14 protein-coding genes are annotated in these 19,592 nt (G+C 59.2%); 10 read left to right on the top strand and 4 right to left on the bottom strand.

Features of this window, described 5'->3' with window-relative positions; translation table 11 throughout:
* Positions 1-26: 26 nt before the first annotated feature.
* Positions 27-1,295 (bottom strand): Vi polysaccharide biosynthesis UDP-N-acetylglucosamine C-6 dehydrogenase TviB, encoded by a 1,269-nt coding sequence (tviB, locus tag ISX84_RS21440; RefSeq protein WP_195822466.1) that lies wholly within the window; start codon positions 1,293-1,295, stop codon positions 27-29.
* Positions 1,296-1,569: 274 nt separating this feature from the next.
* Here tviB and ISX84_RS21435 point away from each other — a divergent pair, with 274 nt between their 5' ends.
* The 9 genes from ISX84_RS21435 to ISX84_RS21395 all read left to right on the top strand — a co-directional run bounded on the left by ISX84_RS21435 (position 1,570) and on the right by ISX84_RS21395 (position 13,949).
* The gene (locus ISX84_RS21435) at positions 1,570-2,982 is read left to right on the top strand and encodes a mannose-1-phosphate guanylyltransferase/mannose-6-phosphate isomerase (protein ID WP_195822465.1); all 1,413 of its coding nucleotides are present in this window, start codon (positions 1,570-1,572) and stop codon (positions 2,980-2,982) included.
* Between the two features lie 520 nt (positions 2,983-3,502).
* Positions 3,503-7,039 carry an SdrD B-like domain-containing protein gene (locus ISX84_RS21430; RefSeq protein WP_195822464.1) on the top strand — a complete coding sequence of 1,179 codons (3,537 nt, stop codon included), beginning with the start codon at positions 3,503-3,505 and terminating at the stop codon, positions 7,037-7,039.
* Positions 7,040-7,178: 139 nt separating this feature from the next.
* On the top strand, positions 7,179-7,379 hold the full coding sequence (locus ISX84_RS21425) for a VPEID-CTERM sorting domain-containing protein (RefSeq protein ID WP_195822463.1): 201 nt from the start codon (positions 7,179-7,181) through the stop codon (positions 7,377-7,379).
* A gap of 161 nt (positions 7,380-7,540) precedes the next feature.
* Positions 7,541-9,124: an exosortase E/protease, VPEID-CTERM system gene (gene xrtE, locus ISX84_RS21420; protein ID WP_195822462.1), complete on the top strand. Its 1,584-nt coding sequence runs from the start codon at positions 7,541-7,543 to the stop codon at positions 9,122-9,124.
* 104 nt (positions 9,125-9,228) lie between these two features.
* Positions 9,229-9,792 (top strand): dTDP-4-dehydrorhamnose 3,5-epimerase, encoded by a 564-nt coding sequence (rfbC, locus tag ISX84_RS21415; protein WP_195822461.1) that lies wholly within the window; start codon positions 9,229-9,231, stop codon positions 9,790-9,792.
* Positions 9,793-9,795: 3 nt separating this feature from the next.
* On the top strand, positions 9,796-10,836 hold the full coding sequence (gene rfbB / locus ISX84_RS21410) for a dTDP-glucose 4,6-dehydratase (RefSeq protein WP_195822460.1): 1,041 nt from the start codon (positions 9,796-9,798) through the stop codon (positions 10,834-10,836).
* The gene (gene rfbD, locus ISX84_RS21405; RefSeq protein WP_195822459.1) at positions 10,833-11,678 is read left to right on the top strand and encodes a dTDP-4-dehydrorhamnose reductase; all 846 of its coding nucleotides are present in this window, start codon (positions 10,833-10,835) and stop codon (positions 11,676-11,678) included. The genes rfbB and rfbD overlap by 4 nt, the downstream gene beginning before the upstream one ends.
* A 16-nt stretch (positions 11,679-11,694) precedes the next feature.
* Positions 11,695-12,558, top strand: a complete 864-nt coding sequence (gene rfbA / locus ISX84_RS21400) for a glucose-1-phosphate thymidylyltransferase RfbA (RefSeq protein ID WP_195822458.1) — start codon at positions 11,695-11,697, stop codon at positions 12,556-12,558.
* A gap of 20 nt (positions 12,559-12,578) precedes the next feature.
* A complete protein-coding gene (locus ISX84_RS21395; RefSeq protein ID WP_195822457.1) occupies positions 12,579-13,949 on the top strand; it encodes a phosphomannomutase in 1,371 nt (456 codons plus the stop codon).
* 9 nt (positions 13,950-13,958) lie between these two features.
* On the opposite strand, the gene ISX84_RS21390 is transcribed toward ISX84_RS21395, so the two are convergent.
* Positions 13,959-15,722, bottom strand: a complete 1,764-nt coding sequence (locus ISX84_RS21390) for an ABC transporter ATP-binding protein (protein WP_195822456.1) — start codon at positions 15,720-15,722, stop codon at positions 13,959-13,961.
* A gap of 296 nt (positions 15,723-16,018) precedes the next feature.
* Here ISX84_RS21390 and ISX84_RS21385 point away from each other — a divergent pair, with 296 nt between their 5' ends.
* Positions 16,019-17,152, top strand: a complete 1,134-nt coding sequence (locus tag ISX84_RS21385) for a rhamnan synthesis F family protein (protein WP_195822455.1) — start codon at positions 16,019-16,021, stop codon at positions 17,150-17,152.
* A gap of 41 nt (positions 17,153-17,193) precedes the next feature.
* On the opposite strand, the gene ISX84_RS21380 is transcribed toward ISX84_RS21385, so the two are convergent.
* Complete coding sequence (locus tag ISX84_RS21380) at positions 17,194-18,603, bottom strand: hypothetical protein (RefSeq protein ID WP_195822454.1); 1,410 nt, start codon at positions 18,601-18,603, stop codon at positions 17,194-17,196.
* A 31-nt stretch (positions 18,604-18,634) separates the two neighbouring features.
* Positions 18,635-19,591, bottom strand: coding sequence for a lysylphosphatidylglycerol synthase transmembrane domain-containing protein (locus tag ISX84_RS21375; RefSeq protein ID WP_195822453.1), 957 nt, complete (start codon positions 19,589-19,591; stop codon positions 18,635-18,637).
* Position 19,592 lies beyond the last annotated feature (1 nt).

Here is a 19,592-nt window from a genome sequence, read left to right as displayed (position 1 = left end):
CTTTCCGGGTGTGTGTCTGAATAACCTCATAGCCGCAAATCGGAGTCTTCTGTCGGCAGCACCGATTTGACATCGTAGAACACATGGTCCGCGCAGCCATAGGCGCGCAGGGTCTCGGGACTGCTGTCGCGAAACTGCTGATGCGCCACCGCCAGGATGATCCCCGCGTAGCGGTCCGGCTGCGGTGTCTGGATCAGCTCAAGCCCGTATTCGGCACGCGCTTCATCGGGGTCCGCCCAGGGGTCATGCACATCCACCTCGAACCCGAAATCCTCAAGCTCCGCGATCACGTCGATGACCTTGGTGTTGCGCAGGTCGGGGCAGTTTTCCTTGAAGGTCAGCCCCAGCACCAGCACCCGGCTGTCTTTGCGCGCCAGGCCGCGTTTGAGCATTTCCTTGGTGAATTGCCGGGCAATATAGGGCCCCATATTGTCGTTCAACCGGCGCCCGGCGAGGATGACCTGCGGGTGATAGCCTGCGGCGGCGGCCCGGTGGGTCAGGTAATAGGGATCGACCCCGATGCAGTGCCCGCCCACCAGACCGGGCCGGAAGGGCAGGAAATTCCACTTGGTGCCTGCGGCCTGCAACACGGCCTCGGTGTCGATGTCCATGTGGTTGAAGATGATCGACAGCTCGTTGACGAGCGCGATGTTCAGATCGCGCTGCGTGTTCTCGATCACCTTGGCGGCTTCGGCCACGCGGATGGAGGGGGCCTTATATGTCCCTGCCGTGATGATCGAGCCATAGAGCCGGTCCACCTTTTCCGCCGTCTGAGGCGTCGAACCGGAGGTGACCTTCACGATATCCGCCAGGCGGTGCTGCTTGTCCCCGGGGTTGATCCGCTCGGGGCTGTAGCCGCAAAAGAAATCCCGGTTGAACGTCAGACCGGACATCTGCTCAAGCAGGGGCACGCAGTCTTCTTCGGTGGCGCCGGGATAGACGGTGCTTTCGTAGATGACGATATCGCCTGTCGACAGCACGCGGCCGATCATCTCGGAGGCGCGGATCAGGGCCGTCAGGTCCGGACGTTTGTGGGCATCGATCGGCGTGGGCACCGTGACAATATAAATCGAGGCCTCCGCCAGGGCGGCAGCATCGCTGGTGAAGGACAGATGCCTGGCCGCGGCCAGATCCTCGGCCGGGGTTTCGCGGGTGATGTCCTGGCCGTCTTTCAGCGCCGCGATGCGCGCATCGCTGATGTCGAACCCGATGACCGGACGGATGCGCCCGAATGCCACCGCCAGCGGCAGCCCGACATATCCAAGGCCGATGACGGCGATCTTTTCTTCATCCATGGGGTCTGCCTTGCCGTTCCTGTTGCATCCGCCGACAGGGCCCGACAGGCGCGCGACGGATTTCCATAAATCCCGCCGGTCCCGCTTTCGCGTGGCACCGGTCGCTCTTTCTAAGCTGCCTTTGATCTGAACGCCAAGGGGCTTCGCGGCTTCGTGACCGGGATCGGGGGGCGGTCCTTTTTGCAGGTTTGCGCCCGGGGCATTTCATGGCATCACACTGCTGGAGACCCGGCAAAACCACACGCCCCCGATCTGAATTGGAGTATCCGCCCTCATGATCTATCCAGTTGTTCTTTGCGGGGGCTCCGGTACGCGCCTCTGGCCCTCCTCACGCAAGGCCTTTCCCAAGCAGTTCAACCGGTTGATCGGGTCCGAAACCCTCTTCCAGACCACGCTCAGACGGCTCACGGGGCCGGAATTCGCAGCCCCGCTGGTGATGACCAATGCCGATTTTCGCTTCATCGCGATGGAGCAATGCGCCGCCATCGGCCTGACGGATGCGCGCGTGGTGATCGAACCGGCGCTGCGCAACACCGCGCCTGCCATTCTCTGCGCCGCCCTGCTGCTGGAAGAGGAGCCCGACGCGATGATGCTGGTGGCCCCCTCCGATCACATCATGAGCGGCACGGAAGCCTTTCATGCCGCCGTAATGGCCGGGGCGGAGGCCGCCGCCCAGGGTCATCTGGTCACCTTCGGGATCACCCCGGACCGGCCGGAGACCGCCTATGGGTATCTGGAACTGGCAGAGATGCCTGCGGACACCACCCCCGTCAAGCTGACCAGTTTCACCGAAAAGCCCGATGCAGAGACCGCCCGCAAGCTGGTGGCAAGCGGGCGCCACCTCTGGAATGCAGGGCTTTTCCTGTGGCGGGTGCGCGATATCATTGCCGCCTATGAAGCCCATGCGCCGGATATGATCGCCCCCTGCCGGCAGGCCATCGCCGACAGCGAGGAGGATCTGGGCTTCACCCGCCTTGGGGCAGAGGCCTTTGAAACCCTGCGCGCGGATTCCGTTGATTACGCGGTGATGGAGCATGCCCAGAACGTGATGGCCGTGCCGCTCAGCAGTGGCTGGTCTGATCTGGGCAGCTGGGATGCGCTCTGGGCCGCTTTGGGGCCGGATGCGCAAGGGGTGGTTCAGCAGGGCGCGGCAACGGCGTTGGACTGTGAAAACACCTTTCTGCGCTCGGAAGATGAGAACATGCATCTGGTCGGCGTGGGGCTCAGGAACATCGTGGCCGTGGCGATGCGCGATGCCGTGCTGGTTGCGGATATGAATGCCTCCCAGCAGGTCAAGGATGCGGTGACGCTGCTCAAGGCGGCCGAGGTCGCCCAGGCCACCGAGTATCCGCGTTTCCACCGCCCCTGGGGCTGGTACGAGACGCTGTGCCTTGGCACCCGCTTTCAGGTCAAGCGCATCATGGTCAAACCGGGGGGCGAGCTGTCCCTGCAAAGCCATGTGCACCGCTCCGAGCACTGGATCGTCGTGGCTGGCACCGCCGAGGTGACCGTGGGCGAAGAGGTGCAGCTGCTCACCGAGAACCAGTCCGTCTATATTCCGCTGGGGGCCGTGCACCGGATGGCCAACCCTGGGCAGCTGCCGATGTATCTGATCGAGGTGCAGACCGGCGCCTATCTGGGCGAGGATGACATCGTGCGCTACGAGGATGTGTACAACCGCAGCTGAGACAGCCATGGCGCGCCAGACAGGCTAAAAACCGCCACCGGGTGATTCAGGAAAGCTCTGCGGGGTGGGGGTGTTGGTGGCCCGACCCACAGCTTTCAGGTGAGTCGCAGGGGGGGAAACCTATCCAATCGGTTGAATTCCCTGTCTAAAAACTACCATACCGGGATTTTTCTCAAAAAACGCGCTGAATTTTAACGAAGATCAAAGTTAATTAAAATTTCGTTACCATTTGAGCGGAAACTTGCTGTAGGGTCGCCTCATAAAAACCAGGAGCCTTACGAGTGACGGGCACCAGCGGGGGTGGTTGTAGAAGTTTCGGGACGAGTGCGATGGCATTTTCGCCATTGGTGTAGAGGATTTACAAATTTCAGGGGCTTTTATGGCCCCGCTTTCCGTACCGAAGATTAAACGACTGCATCCGGTCTGACCACGTCATGTGGAGAGATCTGCCGTGTCGGCGCGACAGCCGGCTTGGTTGGGACATCCCGCCGTCGGGCACGTATCAAGTTGGGACGTACGGATGACTTACAAGACTTATGAAATTACAGCTTTTGCGGAATCGGACCTGCTGAGCGGCGGTGACGGTAACCTGAATTGCGGTGACAAGTTCACCATGCCGGGTGACGCGACCATCTGCATCAGCGTGAAGGATAACGACAGCTTCCTCTCCGGTGACAATTACTGCAACGAAAACGCCAATGACCGCTATGGCCAGCAGGCCGAGATCATCGGCGAAGACGGCACCGATCTGGGCAATGGCGGGCAGATCTACGCAGAGAGCTATTTCTGGGTCAGCGATCAGAACGGCAACTGGTACGTGATGATCGAGGTCGAGCAGGAAGGCACGAACGACGATTATTTCACCTTCTATACGGGCGGCGGATATTCCCTGCCGCCTGCGGGCGCGGAACTGACCGTTGGCTCCAAGTGCAATGTCAAAGGCGACTGGGTTGATTACAAATGCCTCGACGCAGGGGACAAGCCCGAAGACGATCCATGGGATTTCAACGAGGAAACCTGCACCTATACCGTCGAGGCCGAAAGCTGGGATCTGCATAATTTCCACAAGGTGGACGGCGATCAGGCCTCCGGCGGCGAGCTGGTGAAAATCTCCGGCCATGACGGCAAGATTTCCACCGATTTCGGCGGCACCGACGGTGTCTACAACATGACGATCTGCGTTCAGGACGAATGCGACGGCAACTCCAAGCTGAAGGTCTATGTGAACGGCGAATTCCAGCAGACCATCATCCTGGACAGTGGCGCGGACGGCTGGGGCTCCAACAATGGCGGCTTCTCCGAGGTCACGCTGCAGGGTCTTGAGATTGCGGAAGGCGACAAGGTCGAAATCCGCGCCTGGCGCGGCGGCGATGAATACGTCCGGATCGATGCGATCAAATTCGAACAGGTCAAGTTCGAGGAATGTGACGAGCCCGGCGCGGTCAAGCTGGACTTTGAAAACTTCGCCACCGGCGACATTCTAGGCACGCAGATCGATGGTGTGACCATCTCGGCCATGGGCGGTTCCGGCGATGCGATGATCTTCGACAGCCAGAACCCCACAGGCGGCGACGGTGACCTGGAAACCCAGGTGGCCCAGCTCGGCAATGTGCTGATCGTCTCCGAGGATGGTGACAAGAACGACCCCGATGATGCGATCGGCGGCAAGATCACCTTTGAATTCGAAGCCCCCTCGTCGATCTTTGATCTGAAAGTGATCGATACCGAAGAAGGCGGCACCATCACCCTGACGCTGGAAGATGGCTCCACCCAGACCTTCGACATTCCGAACCTCGTCAATGGCGGCGTGGGCCAGGTGGTCATGGATGTGGCGGACGTGGTGCGCATGGATGTGCAGCTCAACGGCTCGGGCGCCATTGATGACCTGTGCTATGTGCCGGGCGATGCACAAGAACCGCTGGGCTCGCTCTCGGGGCGTTATTTCTGTGACGATAACCGCGACGGGCTGGACAATGACGGTGCGAACAACGGTATCGAAGGCGTCCTGGTCGAGCTGCTGGACGAGAATGGAAACGGCACCGGCATCACCACCACCACCGATGCGAACGGGGATTATTCCTTCATTGATCTGGCGGCAGGCACCTATGGTGTCAAATTCACCGACGCGGTCTCCGGCAAGGAGCTGACCACGCAGAACGTCGATAACGATGTCTCTGATGATATCGACAGCGATGCGGGCGATATCGGTGGCGGCATGTCCGTGATCAACGGCATCGTGGTCGTGGCCGGGGAAAACACGCCCGACAATGACGCCGGTGTGGTTGAGCTGCCCGGCGCGCTCTCGGGGACGTATTTCTGTGATGACGACCGGGATGGCGTCGATGACGGCGCCGCGGGTGGCGATGTGGATATCGCGGGCAAGACCGTCATGCTGTTTGAAGCTGATGGCGTCACACCTGCCACGGATATCGATGGCAATGCCATCGCCTCTGTGCAGACCGATGCGGAAGGCAACTACCGTTTCGACAACCTCGGCGCACGTGACTACGTGGTGAAATTCGAGGCCACCGAAGGCAAGGAGTTCATCGCGCAGGATGTCGGCAATGACGACACCATCGACAGCGATGTGGATCCGTCCAATGGCATGACCGCACCGGTCACGGTTGTGGCCGGTCAGGAGACCAAGGATGTCGACGCAGGCGTTCAGGATCTTCTGGGCTCGCTCTCGGGGCGCTACTTCTGCGACGACGATGAGGACGGGCTGGACAACGACGGCGCCGACAACGGCATCGAAGGTGTCACAGTCACCCTGCTGGACGCAAACGGTGATCCGGTGCTGGATGGCGGCGGCACCCCCCGCACCACCACCACGGATGCGCAGGGCAACTACTCCTTTGCGGGCCTGGTGGCCGCGACCTACGGGGTGATGTTTGCCGATGCGGTCTCCGGCAAGGAACTGACCACGCAGAACGTCGATAATGACGCCTCTGATGACATCGACAGCGATGCCTCCGATCTGGGCGGCGGCGAGTCCCTGATCGAGGGTATCGTGGTTGTGGCCGGTCAGAACACCCCGGACAATGACGCCGGTGTGGTCGAGCCCAACAATGACCCCAATGCAACCGATGACGCGGGTCTTGGCTGTGCCGATGATCTGATCACCGTCGATCTGTCGGACAACTTCTCCGACCCCGATGGCGATGCAGCCATGATCACCATGATCGGTACCGAGAACATCGCGGATGGCCAGACGGTTCTGCTCGATGGCACGGCAACCACAGATGGCGGCACTCTCGACTTCACCGGTCTGGAAGTGACGCGCAATGGGGATGAATTCATCTTCGACGCCGAGGATGCCTTTGCCGCCCTCGACATCGGTGAAAGCGCCACTGCCAACATCAGCTTCAAGGTCGAAGACGGCGAGGGCGGGTCGACGACGGCGAATATCGCACTCACGATCAAGGGTGATGCCAATTCGGTGGACAGCTTCAGCGCGGCCCTGCCTGCCGGGGGCACCTACGAGCTGGAATATGCCGCAGATGAGGCCAGCCCCTTCCCGGAATACGCCTTCGATCTGCGGTTCCTCGACACCGGCGACGCGCGCTTTGACGGGGTGCTGTTCGAAGAGGCCTATTGCCTCGACTTCAACACCGCCGTGCGGACCCTCGGAGAAAACGGGCCGGACAATGTCGGCGCCATCTTCGGGTCGCAAAGTGCCGCAGCCCTGGACGCCTTCGATCCCAACACGGTCTCGAACGCCAATGGTCTGCCGGGCGCGGAAAACCTCGATCTGATCAACTGGGTGATTGCCCAGAACTTCGAAGATCAGGGCTTCTCGGGCTGGGAAGTTCAGTTCGCGGTCTGGGAGTTGGCCGACAACTTCGACGCCTCGGCGGTCAACTACAGCGCCTTCCAGGACTCGGATGCGGCAAGTGTCCAGTCCATCGTCGATGCGGCCCTGGCACAGGGTGAAGGCTTCGAGTTCGCCGTGGGCGACACCATCGGTGTGATCGTCGATCCGGGCACCTCGGATGCGGATAACATCCAGCCCTTCATCGTGGGCGTGGATTGGGAAGAATACGACTGCATCTGCTGAGGATGCACATGAGATGTCAGGCGCCCGGGGCTCGGGCGTCTGAAGCAGGCGGAGCCCCCGCCGGTCAGAACCGACACCACAATTAGGTGGGCACTCAATCGGACCTCTGATTTCACGATTGTTCTATAAGGAGAACAAAATGAAGAAACTGGCACTTTCCATCGTTACGATGGTGGCGTCCACTGGTGCGGGTATGGCAGCTGACTGCCTTGACCCCTTCAACCAACAAGCCTGTGTGACGTCTGTTCCGGAAATCAGTGCGCTGGAAGGTACGGCAGCCCTGGCTGTTGTGGCAGCCATCGTTCTGCTGGCCTGGGAGCGTCGCCGCAAGGCGGCCTGATCCGGCCATGAAACAAAACGGCCCCGCCCGGTGGGTGGGGCCGTTTTACCGTTTACATCAGAGTAAATCGTTTGCTGTCATATTCCGGTGCATGATCCGAACGGGGCCACACCTGTCTGCGACGGATGTTTATGTATGAGGACCGCAGAATGAGATTGCCGATGTCGTCCGTGTCTCCCGTCGGAATGGCAAGCGCGCTGGGGCTTGTCATCGTGCTGGCCGGTGCCGAACTGCTGGCCCTTTCGCTGCTCTACCAACATGGGTTCGATTTCACCTGCCGCGCAGCAGCGCCGGTGTGGTTCTGTGCCTTTGCCGGGCGCATTGTGCCGCGTGTCCTGGCCATTCTGGCCGTGCTTGTCATCTTCATCGTGGCGCGCCGCGCGGCCGTTGCCCGGCTTCTGGCGACCCCGGGGCGCCCTTCGGGCGTTGCCCTGAACCTGGCCGGGTTCGCGCTGATCCTCGCCCCCTGGTTCGGCCTGAGCGACAGCAGCTCAAGCGCGATGGTCTCTCTGGCCGCCGCCTCCTGGTCCGTGGGCGGCATTCTGGCGGCCGCGGGCCTCGCCCTGGCGCTGGCGCCGTGGCAGGCCTGGCGGGAACTGATTGCGGGGAACGGTCTTGTCCTGACGGTCCTGCTGGCGGTCGGGCTCGGGCTGCCCGAGCTTTCCGACCAGTTGCAGCCGCTCTGGCGGGTTGAGGCCATCACCGATATCACCTTCTTTGCCACCCTCTGGACATTGGGGATGCTGGGATATGCGGTGCAGGCGATCCCCGCGGATAAGGTCATCGGCACCGAAGAATTTGCCGTGGCCGTCGGGCCGCAATGCTCCGGCGTTGAAGGCTTCATGCTGATCACCGTGTTTCTGGCGCTTTATGTTGGCCTCTTCCGTAAAGAGCTCCGGTTTCCCCATGCGCTGCTGTTGTTCCCGGTGGGCCTGCTGCTGAGCTGGGTCTTCAATGTGCTGCGGATCTCGGTGCTGATGGTCATCGGTTTCGAAGGCCAGCCCGAACTGGCCATCGGCGCCTTTCACAGCCACGCGGGCTGGCTGTCGTTCACGCTGCTGTCGCTGCTGCTGATCATGGCGTCCCGCGCGGTGCCTGGACTGCGGCGCGCGGATGCACCCCGGAGCGCCGTCTCCTTGCCGCCGTTCCTGAGTGATCCTGCGGTTGTGCGCATCCTGCCCTTTATCGTTTTCATGGCCTCTGCCCTGCTGGCCAGCACCGGGTCGCAAGCGCCCGGCACGCTCTATCTCTGGCGCGCGCTGGCGATGGGGGCGGCCCTGGCACTGGTCTGGCCGGGCATCCGCGCCCTGCCTTGGCGTGTTTCCGCGCAGGCGGTCGGGGCCGGCGCCGCGATTGCAGTGCTGTGGATCGTGACCGGGCCGGACAGTGGCGATGCGCCTTATGGCACTCTGGCGGGTACCGCATTTGCGCTCTGGCTGATGGCGCGCATCATCGGCACGAGCGTTTTTGTGCCCATCATCGAAGAGCTGTTCTTTCGTGACTACCTGATCACCCGGATCGCCCCTGCAGGGCGCGGCATTATGCTGGGGGTCGCCCTGATCCTGTCCACGGCGGCCTTTGCCGCGCTGCATGACCGCTGGATCGTCGCGGCCATTGCGGGCGCGGTTTTTGCAGGGCTGTTCTGCTACAGCAGAAATATCACGGATGCGATTGTCGCGCATATGACCGCCAATGGGATCATTGCCGTCTTTGCCCTGCTTACAGGCGCCTGGCACATTCTCTGACCAATACGTCGGGTTTTCCTACACCCTTAGAAGCTTTGTGGATGACAGCCGCAGGGGAGCTTGGTATTTGGGCCGCGAATGGCCGTCGTGTAAGGGTATAAGTGGTGCAGATTGAAAAAACGAAACTGAGCGGTGTTTATATTCTGACACCCAAACGCTTTGGCGATGCACGGGGGTTCTTCAGCGAAAGCTGGAGCAAGCGCCAGATGGCCGAGGCGGGCCTCGACTATGATTGGGTTCAGGACAACCACTCCCTGTCGATGCAGGTGGGCACGGTGCGCGGGCTGCATTTCCAGTCGCCCCCCCATGCGCAGGACAAGCTGGTGCGCTGCGGGCGCGGCGCGCTCTTTGACGTTGTGGTCGATATCCGGCGCGGCTCGCCCACCTACGGGCAATGGGTGGGTGCCGAGCTGAGCTTTGAAAACGGCCAGCAGATACTGGTGCCTGCGGGCTTCCTGCACGGGTTTGCCACCCGGGCGCCTGAGACGGAAATCATTTATAAATGCTCGGATTACTATGCTCCGGAGTGTGACGGCGCGGTGCGGTTTGACTGCCCGACCATCGGGGTCGACTGGGGTCTGGGCGATCTGGAGCCTGTTCTGTCCGAAAAAGATGCTGCAGCCCCGGGCCTTGCCGATTTTGACAGCCCATTTGTGTACGAAGGATAAGCCATGAAATTGCTTGTAACCGGTGGGGCGGGGTTCATTGGCTCTGCCGTGGTGCGGCAGGCCATCGCGCGCGGCCATGAGGTGGTGAACCTCGATGCGCTGACCTATGCCGCCTGTCTGGAGAATGTGGCTTCTGTCGCGGGCAACCCGTCTTATGCCTTTGAGCAGGCCGATATCCGCGACCGCGCAGCCCTTGACCGCATCTTTGCCACCCATAAGCCGGATGCGGTGATGCATCTGGCGGCAGAAAGCCATGTGGACCGCTCCATCGACGGACCGGGTGATTTCATCGAAACCAATATCACCGGCACCTATCAGCTGCTGGAGGCCACACGGGCCTATTGGACACAGGCCGGCAAGCCCGAGAGCTTCCGCTTCCATCATATCTCGACGGATGAGGTCTTTGGCAGCCTCGGCGAGACCGGGCAATTCACCGAAACCACGCCCTACGACCCGCGCAGCCCCTATTCGGCCTCCAAGGCGGCCTCTGATCATCTGGTCCGCGCCTGGGGCGAGACCTATGGGCTGCCCATCGTGATGACCAATTGTTCGAACAACTACGGGCCTTATCACTTCCCCGAAAAGCTGATCCCCGTGGTGATCCTGAACGCGCTGGCGGGCAAGGATATCCCGGTCTATGGCGCGGGCGAGAATGTGCGCGACTGGCTTTATGTGGAGGATCATGCCGACGCGCTGCTGACCGTGCTGGAAAAGGGCCAACTGGGACGCAGCTATAATATCGGCGGCGAGAACGAGGCGAAGAACATCGATATCGTGCGCACGATCTGCGCCATCCTCGAAGAGAAACGCCCGAAAAACAGCCCCTACGTCGAGCAGATCACCTTTGTGACCGACCGTCCGGGCCATGACCTGCGCTATGCAATCGATCCCACGCGCATCGCCACGGAACTGGGCTGGCGGCCGTCGGTGACGCTGGAAGAAGGTCTGGAGAAAACCGTGCAGTGGTATCTCGACAATGAGGATTGGTGGCGCGCGCTGCAGGACCGCGACGGCGTGGGCCAGCGTCTCGGGGCCAAAGCGTGAAGGTTCTGGTCTTTGGCAAGACCGGGCAGGTGGCCAGGGAACTGGCCCGCTTTGACGGCGTGACCTGTCTGGGCCGCGATCAGGCAGACCTGAGTGACCCGGGCACCTGCGAGCGCATGATCGCCGACTGCGATGCGGATGCCGTCATCAACGCCGCCGCCTATACCGCCGTGGACAAGGCCGAGGAGGACCGCGACACGGCGATGATCGTGAACGCCATGGCCCCCACCGCCATGGCTGCCGCCGCCGCCGCGCGCGATCTGCCCTTTGTCCATATCTCTACCGATTACGTCTTTGAGGGCGGCGGCACGGACCCCTGGCAGCCGACGGATGCCACCGGCCCCCTGGGCGTCTACGGCGCCAGCAAGCTGGGCGGCGAAACGGGTGTCGTCGGGGCAGGGGGGCGACATGCCATTCTGCGCACCTCCTGGGTGTTTTCCGCCCATGGCAATAACTTTGCCAAGACCATGCTGCGTCTGGGGGCAGAGCGGGACAGCTTGAGCATCGTCGCGGATCAGATCGGCGGGCCAACCCCGGCGCGCGATATCGCGGCAGCCTGTATGGGGATGGCAAAGGCGCTGAAAGAGGAGGCGGGCAAGGTCGGCACCTATCATTTCAGCGGCGCGCCGGACGTGAGCTGGGCTGATTTCGCTCGTGAAATTTTTGCCCAGGCAGGCTTGAGCGTCGATGTGACTGGCATCCCGACCGCCGATTACCCCACGCCGGCGACGCGTCCGCTGAATTCCCGGCTCGACTGCGCCACCACCGAGGCCGTTTTTGGCATCGCGCGTCCCGACTGGCGCGCCGGGCTGGCAGAGGTTCTTGCAGACCTGAAAACCTGACGAAGGAGACTTCACGATGAAACGCAAAGGTATCATTCTGGCGGGTGGCTCGGGCACGCGGCTCTATCCGATCACGCTGGGGGTCTCCAAGCAGCTGCTGCCGATCTATGACAAGCCGATGATCTATTATCCGCTCTCGGTGCTGATGCTGGCAGGCATCCGCGAGATCGCGATGATCACCACCCCCGCAGATCAGGAACAGTTCCAGCGCATGCTGGGAGATGGGTCGCAATGGGGCATCACGCTCACCTATATCGTACAGCCCTCGCCGGACGGGCTGGCGCAGGCCTTTATCCTGGCCGAGGACTTTCTGGACGGTGCCCCTTCGGCGCTGGTGTTGGGGGATAATATCTTCTTTGGCCACGGTCTGCCCGACCTGATGGCCGCCGCCGATGCGCAGGAGGCGGGCGCCACGGTCTTTGGCTATCAGGTGGCTGATCCGGAACGCTATGGCGTGGTGGATTTTGATGAAAGCGGTGTGGCGCGTGGCATCATCGAGAAACCCGAGGTGCCGCCTTCGAATTTCGCGGTCACGGGTCTTTATTTCGTTGATGGCACGGCGCCTGAGAAAGCGCGTCGCGTGGAACCCTCGGCGCGGGGCGAGGTGGAAATCACCACCCTGCTGGAAATGTACCTGACCGAAGAGACCCTGACGGTACAGCGCATGGGGCGTGGCTATGCCTGGCTCGATACCGGCACCCACGGCAGTCTGCTCGATGCGGGCAATTTCGTACGCACCATCGAAAAGCGGCAGGGGTTGCAGATCGGCAGCCCCGAAGAGATCGCCTTTGAGCTCGGCTGGATCAGCCGCGAGGATCTGCACCGCGAGGCCGCGAAATATGCCAAGAATGACTACGGGACCTATCTGAGCAAGCTTTGACAGCGACAGGGGGGCTGCGCGTGTCCGTCAAATTCGGAACAAGCGGGTTGCGCGGGCTGGTGACAGCCATGACCCCCGATCTGATCACCGCCCATGTGCAGGCCTTTCTGGCGGCTTGTGACACCGGCGGCGTGCTCTGTGTGGGCCGTGATCTGCGCCCTTCTTCCCCGCGGATCGCAGGTGACGTGATCACCGCGGCCCGTGCCATGGGCACCCGCGTGATTGATTGTGGTGAGCTGCCCACGCCTGCACTGGCGCTCGCGGCACAGGCGGTGGGTGGTGGTGCCGTCATGGTCACCGGCAGCCATATCCCGGCAGATCGCAACGGGCTGAAGTTCTATGTTCGGACCGGCGAGATCAGCAAGGCCGATGAGGCCGCGATCCTGTCGCGTCTGGATGCCCCCCATGGGGCCGCGCATCCCGGGACGTTAGAGACGGATAAAGGCGCCAATGATCGCTATATCGCACGCTTCGTCGCAGCCTTTGGGCCCGGTGCGCTCGCAGGTCAGCGCATCGGGCTCTATGCCCATAGCGCCGTGGGCCGCGATGCCCTGGCCCGCATCCTGACCGACCTCGGCGCCGAGGTGATCGAGCTGGGCCGGTCAGACGACTTCATCCCCTTGGATACCGAAGCGGTTGATCCAGAGGTCCGCGTGCAGATTGCAGAATGGGTGAAGACCCATGGGCTGCACGCGCTGGTCTCTACCGATGGCGATTCAGATCGCCCGCTGCTGGCCGATGAAACCGGACGCGTGATCCCCGGTGATATCCTGGGCCAGATCACCGCCGAGACGCTGGGGGCGGAGGTGATCGCGACGCCGATCTCCTCCAACAGCGGCGTGACGATGAAAGGGTTCAGGGACGCGCGCCTGACGCGGATTGGCTCGCCTTATGTCATCGCCGCAATGGAGGCGGCGACGGGCCGGGTGGTTGGCTATGAGGCCAATGGCGGCTTTCTGCTGGGCTTTGAGGCGCAGGGGCCTGCCGGGTCACTGGCGCCGCTGATGACCCGTGACTGCACCCTGCCGATCCTTACCGTGCTTTATGCAGGTCGGAAAGAAGGCATCGCCGTCCGTGTCGCCCAGGAACCCCCCGTGGTCACAGTGGCGGACCGGCTGCAGGAGGTGGATCAGGCCAAAAGCCATGCGTTGTTGGAGACCTGGCAGAACGATCCTGCCGCGCGTGCCGCTTTTCTGGAACCTTTGGGCAAGCAGGAACAGCGCATGGACCTGACAGACGGGCTGCGCATGGAGCTCACAGACGGGGACGTGATCCACATACGACCGTCCGGCAACGCCCCCGAACTCAGGCTCTATATAGAGACAAGAGACCCTGTTTCAGCTGAAAATCTGCTGAGCCAGGCACTGCGCAGGCTCAGGCAGACATTATGAACGGCCAGTCTATTCTGCTGCGCTGAATTGCCGGTCATAGAGGGCGCGGAATATACCGTTTTGCGACAGCAACTCGCTTTGAGTTCCCTGTTCCACCACCTGGCCTTCCTTGACCACCACGATCTTATCCGCACTCAATATGGTGGAGAGCCTATGGGCGATGACAATTGTGGTGCGGCCCTTGGACAGTTTCTGCAGGGCCTCATTCACGAGATATTCGGATTCTGAATCAAGCGCGCTGGTGGCCTCATCCATGATCAGGATCGGGCTGTTGCGCAGGATCGCGCGCGCAATAGCAATGCGCTGACGCTGCCCGCCTGAGAGATTGCCGCCGTTTTCACCCGCATCCATTTCATATTGCTCCGGCATGCCCTGAATGAAGTCATGAGCATTGGCGGCCTTGGCTGCTGCGACAATCTCTTCATCGCTGGCATCTTCACGCCCCAGAGAGATATTCTGCTTTAGCGATCCATCGAACAGAAACGTCTCCTGACCCACGAAGGCAATTTTATCCCGCAGGGATTCAAAGGTCGCGCTGCGCAGATCGAACCCATCAATTTCGATTCGTCCCTCGACAGGATCATAAAGCCGCAAGATCAGGTTGATTATTGTAGACTTGCCCCCGCCGGAAGGGCCTACCAGCGCAGTGGTCTTGCCTGCCTCGAAGGTCACATTAAGATCGCGCAGCAGTGCAGTATTGCCTTCGTAGTTGAAAGTGACATTTTTGAAAGCAACCTCTCCCGGCCCATCAGGCAGAGGATGTGCATCGGGCTTTTCGTTGACTGCAATCGGGGTATCGAGAATTTGATACATCATTCCCACACCGACAAGGCCCGCTTCGATACCAACACGCATGCGAGCCAACCGTTTTGCAGGATCATAGGCCATTAAAAGCGCGGTCACGAACGACATCAGCTCACCTGGTGAAGTCGTGGCATCACCAAAAATGCTGACGGTACTCAACGCAACCACGGAAGCAATTGCAAAGCCGGACAACGTCTCCATCAACGGACTGGTCGCCCCTGACAACCGGGCCATCGCATTTGACCGGCTTTCCACTGTTGTAATCGCCGAATTCATACGTGACGCCATGTGCTTTTCCAGTGCAAAGGCCTTAACCACACGGATACCAGTCGATGTTTCTTGAATAACTTTGATGATTTCAGCGCCTGACATCATGTTTGCTTCAACGATGCCTTGAACGCGTTGGAGGATCTGGCGCACTCCGAGAATTGCCAAAGGCCCGAAGATCAAGGCGAACAGCGACAGGGTCGGCTGCTGATAAATCATGACAACAACCAGCCCGATCAGAGTCAGCAGGTCACGCACAAAACCCATGATCAAAGTATCTATGACACCGCGGGCCGCATGGGCGGAACTGGTCACACGCATCAGGATATTGGACGTATTAAGAGTGTTGAAAAAGGCGACACCATGCTGCAGCAGCTTATCATAGAGCTTGCGTTGCTGGTTCGCTACGATCCGGTTACCTGCCCGGCTGAGGGCAACCACCTGCACGTAGTTTGCAAGGCCTTTGACAGTAAAGATGAGCGCAACCGCTCCCGCAACAGCGAAAACTCTGACACGATCACCAGTCTGCACCATGGAATCGATAATGTCTTTCATGATCCAGGCTGTCAGCGCTGTTGTGACAGCGATCACGACCATGGCAACAATGGCAACGCCGTAGTTGAATGCCTGTGAGCGCAGGTTTTCCTGCAGCAGTCGACCAAGCATTTTGTTGCTATTGTTTGCCCGAAAACTATTGATCATGGTGAAGATGCCCGGATCCTATACAGTCCCTTTACGTAGGGGGGATCACCAAGCCTGTAAAGGACCGTCAAATAAAACCGATACTCCGATCATATAGGCATCCAAAGAACCGATATAGAGCAATTTTTGCGGATAAATCCCCAAAAATCGCGCGCCGGTTGAACCTACCGTGCGATTTTCCTAAGACGGCTTACAGATAAGCTTTGTCCGTTTCAGATTGCTTGTCTCTAAACCTCGTAGAACGCATGTACTAAACCGTGCTGGGCGCGCAATACATAACAGTTGGAAATCCAAATATGCCACAAGTATGGAAAATCAGGCGCGAACTAACCCGTCTGGTTCAGCAGATAGTAGGGTTGCCAAGCGATGCTTTCAGTTATTTTTTAGGATCACGTTACTACGATCTCTTTCTCTCCGGGAAGCGTCGCTCGCTGTCAGGCGCCCAGGGCTCTTCAGAGCGAAAGGCAGTGTATCTTATTTTCCCAGTAAACGGCCTACTACCAACACATATCAGGACACTTGAGTACCTCACCTCCAAAGGTTTGAGCGTCACTGTTGTTTCTAATAGGCCACTTGGCCAGGAAGATGAAATGAAGCTGTTGAAGCTATGCTACCGGTATATCGAAAGATCGAATTTCGGATATGATTTTGGAGGCTACAGAGATGGTATTTTGTCTCTGCGGCAAAACCTTTCAAACACAAAACAGCTCGTTCTGATCAACGATTCAGTGTGGTTTCCAATCAGTTCGGAAACCGATTGGCTGGATGATGTAGACACACTTGGAGTGGATTTCGCGGGAGCTGGCTCCAATTACGGTATCCCCAGGGTAGAGCCGACAACGTTTCGGGATCTGACTTTCAACTACCGGACGGATCACAAGAACTTTCACTATTGCTCCTTTGCACTCAGTTGTGGTGAAAACATCCTGCGCCATCCTGGGTTTTTGCAGTTCTGGCAACATTTCCCGCTCTCCAGCAAAAAGAAAAGAACCGTGCGACACGGCGAAATCGGATTGACCTCATGGGTCCTGAAGCATGGTTTCACACATGGCGAAACATTGGGTGTCGCCAATCTGAGGCAATATCTGGATGCTCTGGATGACGGTCGGCTTTTAGAAGTGGCATCGCAAGTGATTGTCCCGGAAGACCGTCGAATGAAGCGGGTAAAGGATAACTTGCGGCCCCAGATGGAGAGGCTGTCACGTGATGACCTGACGAATTTCATCCTGACGGCAACCGCCCGTCAGGGCGCAAGCTACGCACTTGCCTATTTCTCAATCTTCGAGCTGGGGTATCCGTTTTTAAAAAAATCTCCTCTGTGGCTTGACCTGGAAACTTCCGATATTTCGCTGCGAATTTTGGAAAAGGTTGACACACCCGCCGCGCGAGAAGCCCTAGAAGAAGCCAAACTTCTGAAGCTGCGCGCCTAAAAGGGCCAGCAAACATTCTACACCGGCCCTTCAGGGTCTTTCTAATTGTCGAGACGCTCTGCCCAGTTGGGATGGAATTCCTGCAAGTACTGATATCCTGAATCCAGCCCCATATCCTTGCCTAGAAAAGAAACTTCCGGATGCCTTCCCCAGATACCGGCGTCAATCAGAGCGAGGGGGGCTCTATCCGGATCGGCACGCCATATTTCGGCGACATCGTCATAGTGCTGCTCCAGCGCTTGCAAGGACACACCGCGATTTGAGGAGATAGATACGCGCTCCCCGACGTCGTCTATCATGGGTGTGATGGCAATGACCGTCAGTAAAAGAAATACGCCCGACAAAGCGTACCCAACCCACACATTCGGCCGGACAACATCGTCACGGTGATATGACGTAAGATAGATCAGCGCCGTCGCCGCCAGTACAAAAACAGGCGCATAGTATCTTGGAAAGCCATCCCCGGGCCAACCAGTCGCCGCTGCCCCGGCACATTGAACAAAAGCGGCGCCGCTGACGACCAGGACACCGGGCGCTGTTTCCAGAATGTGACGCCGTCTGAGGAACAGTAAGACACCCAGCAATCCCAGCAAAAGTACAGCTGCAATGACAAATTCATCATCCCTTTTTAAAAGGATCAGGGGGTTGACGATACCTGTCACACGCTGCTGGACGGCAAAGCCCGAAAGATATTCAGAGGGTGAAAGCGCAAAGGACAAGACGGTAGTAGCGATCAAGCCAAGACAAAAGAATGCTCCGATGCGCAAGCTCAGATACCATACGTCACGGCGCGCCTTGTAGGCCAGCAAGGCCAGTCCTAAAATAACTCCTGCAGCCAGAAATGAGATGACCCATTCGTGACGGCCAAGGCCAATAAAAGCCCCGGCAAGGAAAGTACAGAACTGTCGATGCTTGAGGGAGCGTTTCTGGGGGCCAAGCGTGAGCAATAGAGAGGCCAACCCTAGCAGGCAAATACCCAGAGCCCCATCAATCTGCGGTTGAATGGAGGCGCCGACAGCAAGGGGCGTAACACAGGCAAAGAGCACAATCACCATCGGCAGGTAATTCTGGCCTGCGGCTTGACGCGCGCAGCGCCACAGCACGCCGGCCACACCCATGAGATAGAGAGCAAGATAAGCGCTGCGAATAATCACATATCGCCATACTTCAGAATAATGCTGGATGTCCAACGCACGGATGACAGCACCAGGTCCGTTTTCCAAAAGAACGTAGGGTGCGATAGTGCGCTGAAACGGATAAAGAGCCGGAGTGCCGTCTAGCATGCCAATCATCATTTGCGGTAACCCGTCGGGTGTCAGTGTCGAGGAGGCTGGCTGTCCAGCGATAAGATAGGCGAATGAGCCTTCCTCACCAACGAAGGGCTGGGAGAGAAAAGGTATTCTGACCAGTACGACAACGGCAAAGAGGCCTAGAAAAAAAATCCAGATCAAGCGCCGTCTAGGTGCGCTGTGTGATACAGGTTCAGTGCTCTTCACGACCAGAGCCCATGTAGAGGAGCCCGCCCGCCCCCGGCAGGCTGGCAAAGAGGAAACACAATCCAAACAGGATCGATACCGCAAATGCGGTATCTTGTGCTACTCCGATTGAGCCTAGCAGAAAAATAGCTGCAGCTTCACGCGGTCCCCAGCCAGAGATGGAAATAGGGATGACCTGCACAAATGTAATCAATGCTCCCACTGCAAGAATGGCCGAAGGGCTGGCCTCAATCCCCAGACCCTGTGCCAGCACAAGGAAGGCAAACAGCGATAGCGCATGAATCAGCATGGAGATCGACAGGACCGATAGTGCGATAACTGGATAATCCAGAACAACGAGGAGATCGTTAACCTTGCTCAGAAACGTGCGTATCCAGCCTTCAGACATACGTGCGGTCAGTCCTGGCAGAACTTTTCGCGCCACGACCAGACCAATGCACAAACCCGCGGCACCAGCCACGAAAAAAGCTATCACCCATGCTGGCAAATCCACATCAATGAAGGGGGAAAAGGCCGCCATGATCAGAATCAACGCGACCAGTGCAAAGATCCTGTCCAGTACGACAGACCCAATTGCGATGGTTGCGGTTTCGCCGTGCCGGGACAAGGCAAACATCCGTATGGCGTCGCCCCCAACAGAAGCGGGCAAAATCTGATTAGCCGCCACAGAGAACCAGGTTATCCCCACCGCCGCGCGTTTGCTGAAACGGGTGCCGTATAGGCCCAGCAGTACATGCCAGCGCAACCCGATAAGAACCGGCTGGAACAGCAGCAGCGCCGTTGCAAACAATGCATCATCCCGCTCAATCCGGGCAATTTGGCTCAAGCCATCACGAAACTGCCAAAACAAAAGCCCAACCAAGCCGATTGAAACCAGGTATTTGGCAACAGAGCCGACGCTTGACCAACCTGATTTCGGTTTAGCGGCTCGGGTCCCAGGCATG

Source organism: Roseobacter sp. MH60115, from assembly GCF_015644665.1.
GTDB lineage: Bacteria > Pseudomonadota > Alphaproteobacteria > Rhodobacterales > Rhodobacteraceae > Roseobacter.
This window is presented reverse-complemented; position numbering and strand designations above follow the sequence as displayed.

Coding starts and splice junctions, on each gene's coding strand:
- tviB (WP_195822466.1), bottom strand. CDS start 1,295: ATGGATGAAGAAAAGATCGCCGTCATCGGCCTTGGATATGTCGGGCTG.
- ISX84_RS21435 (WP_195822465.1), top strand. CDS start 1,570: ATGATCTATCCAGTTGTTCTTTGCGGGGGCTCCGGTACGCGCCTCTGG.
- ISX84_RS21430 (WP_195822464.1), top strand. CDS start 3,503: ATGACTTACAAGACTTATGAAATTACAGCTTTTGCGGAATCGGACCTG.
- ISX84_RS21425 (WP_195822463.1), top strand. CDS start 7,179: ATGAAGAAACTGGCACTTTCCATCGTTACGATGGTGGCGTCCACTGGT.
- xrtE (WP_195822462.1), top strand. CDS start 7,541: ATGTCGTCCGTGTCTCCCGTCGGAATGGCAAGCGCGCTGGGGCTTGTC.
- rfbB (WP_195822460.1), top strand. CDS start 9,796: ATGAAATTGCTTGTAACCGGTGGGGCGGGGTTCATTGGCTCTGCCGTG.
- rfbA (WP_195822458.1), top strand. CDS start 11,695: ATGAAACGCAAAGGTATCATTCTGGCGGGTGGCTCGGGCACGCGGCTC.
- ISX84_RS21390 (WP_195822456.1), bottom strand. CDS start 15,722: ATGATCAATAGTTTTCGGGCAAACAATAGCAACAAAATGCTTGGTCGA.
- ISX84_RS21385 (WP_195822455.1), top strand. CDS start 16,019: ATGCCACAAGTATGGAAAATCAGGCGCGAACTAACCCGTCTGGTTCAG.
- ISX84_RS21375 (WP_195822453.1), bottom strand. CDS start 19,591: ATGCCTGGGACCCGAGCCGCTAAACCGAAATCAGGTTGGTCAAGCGTC.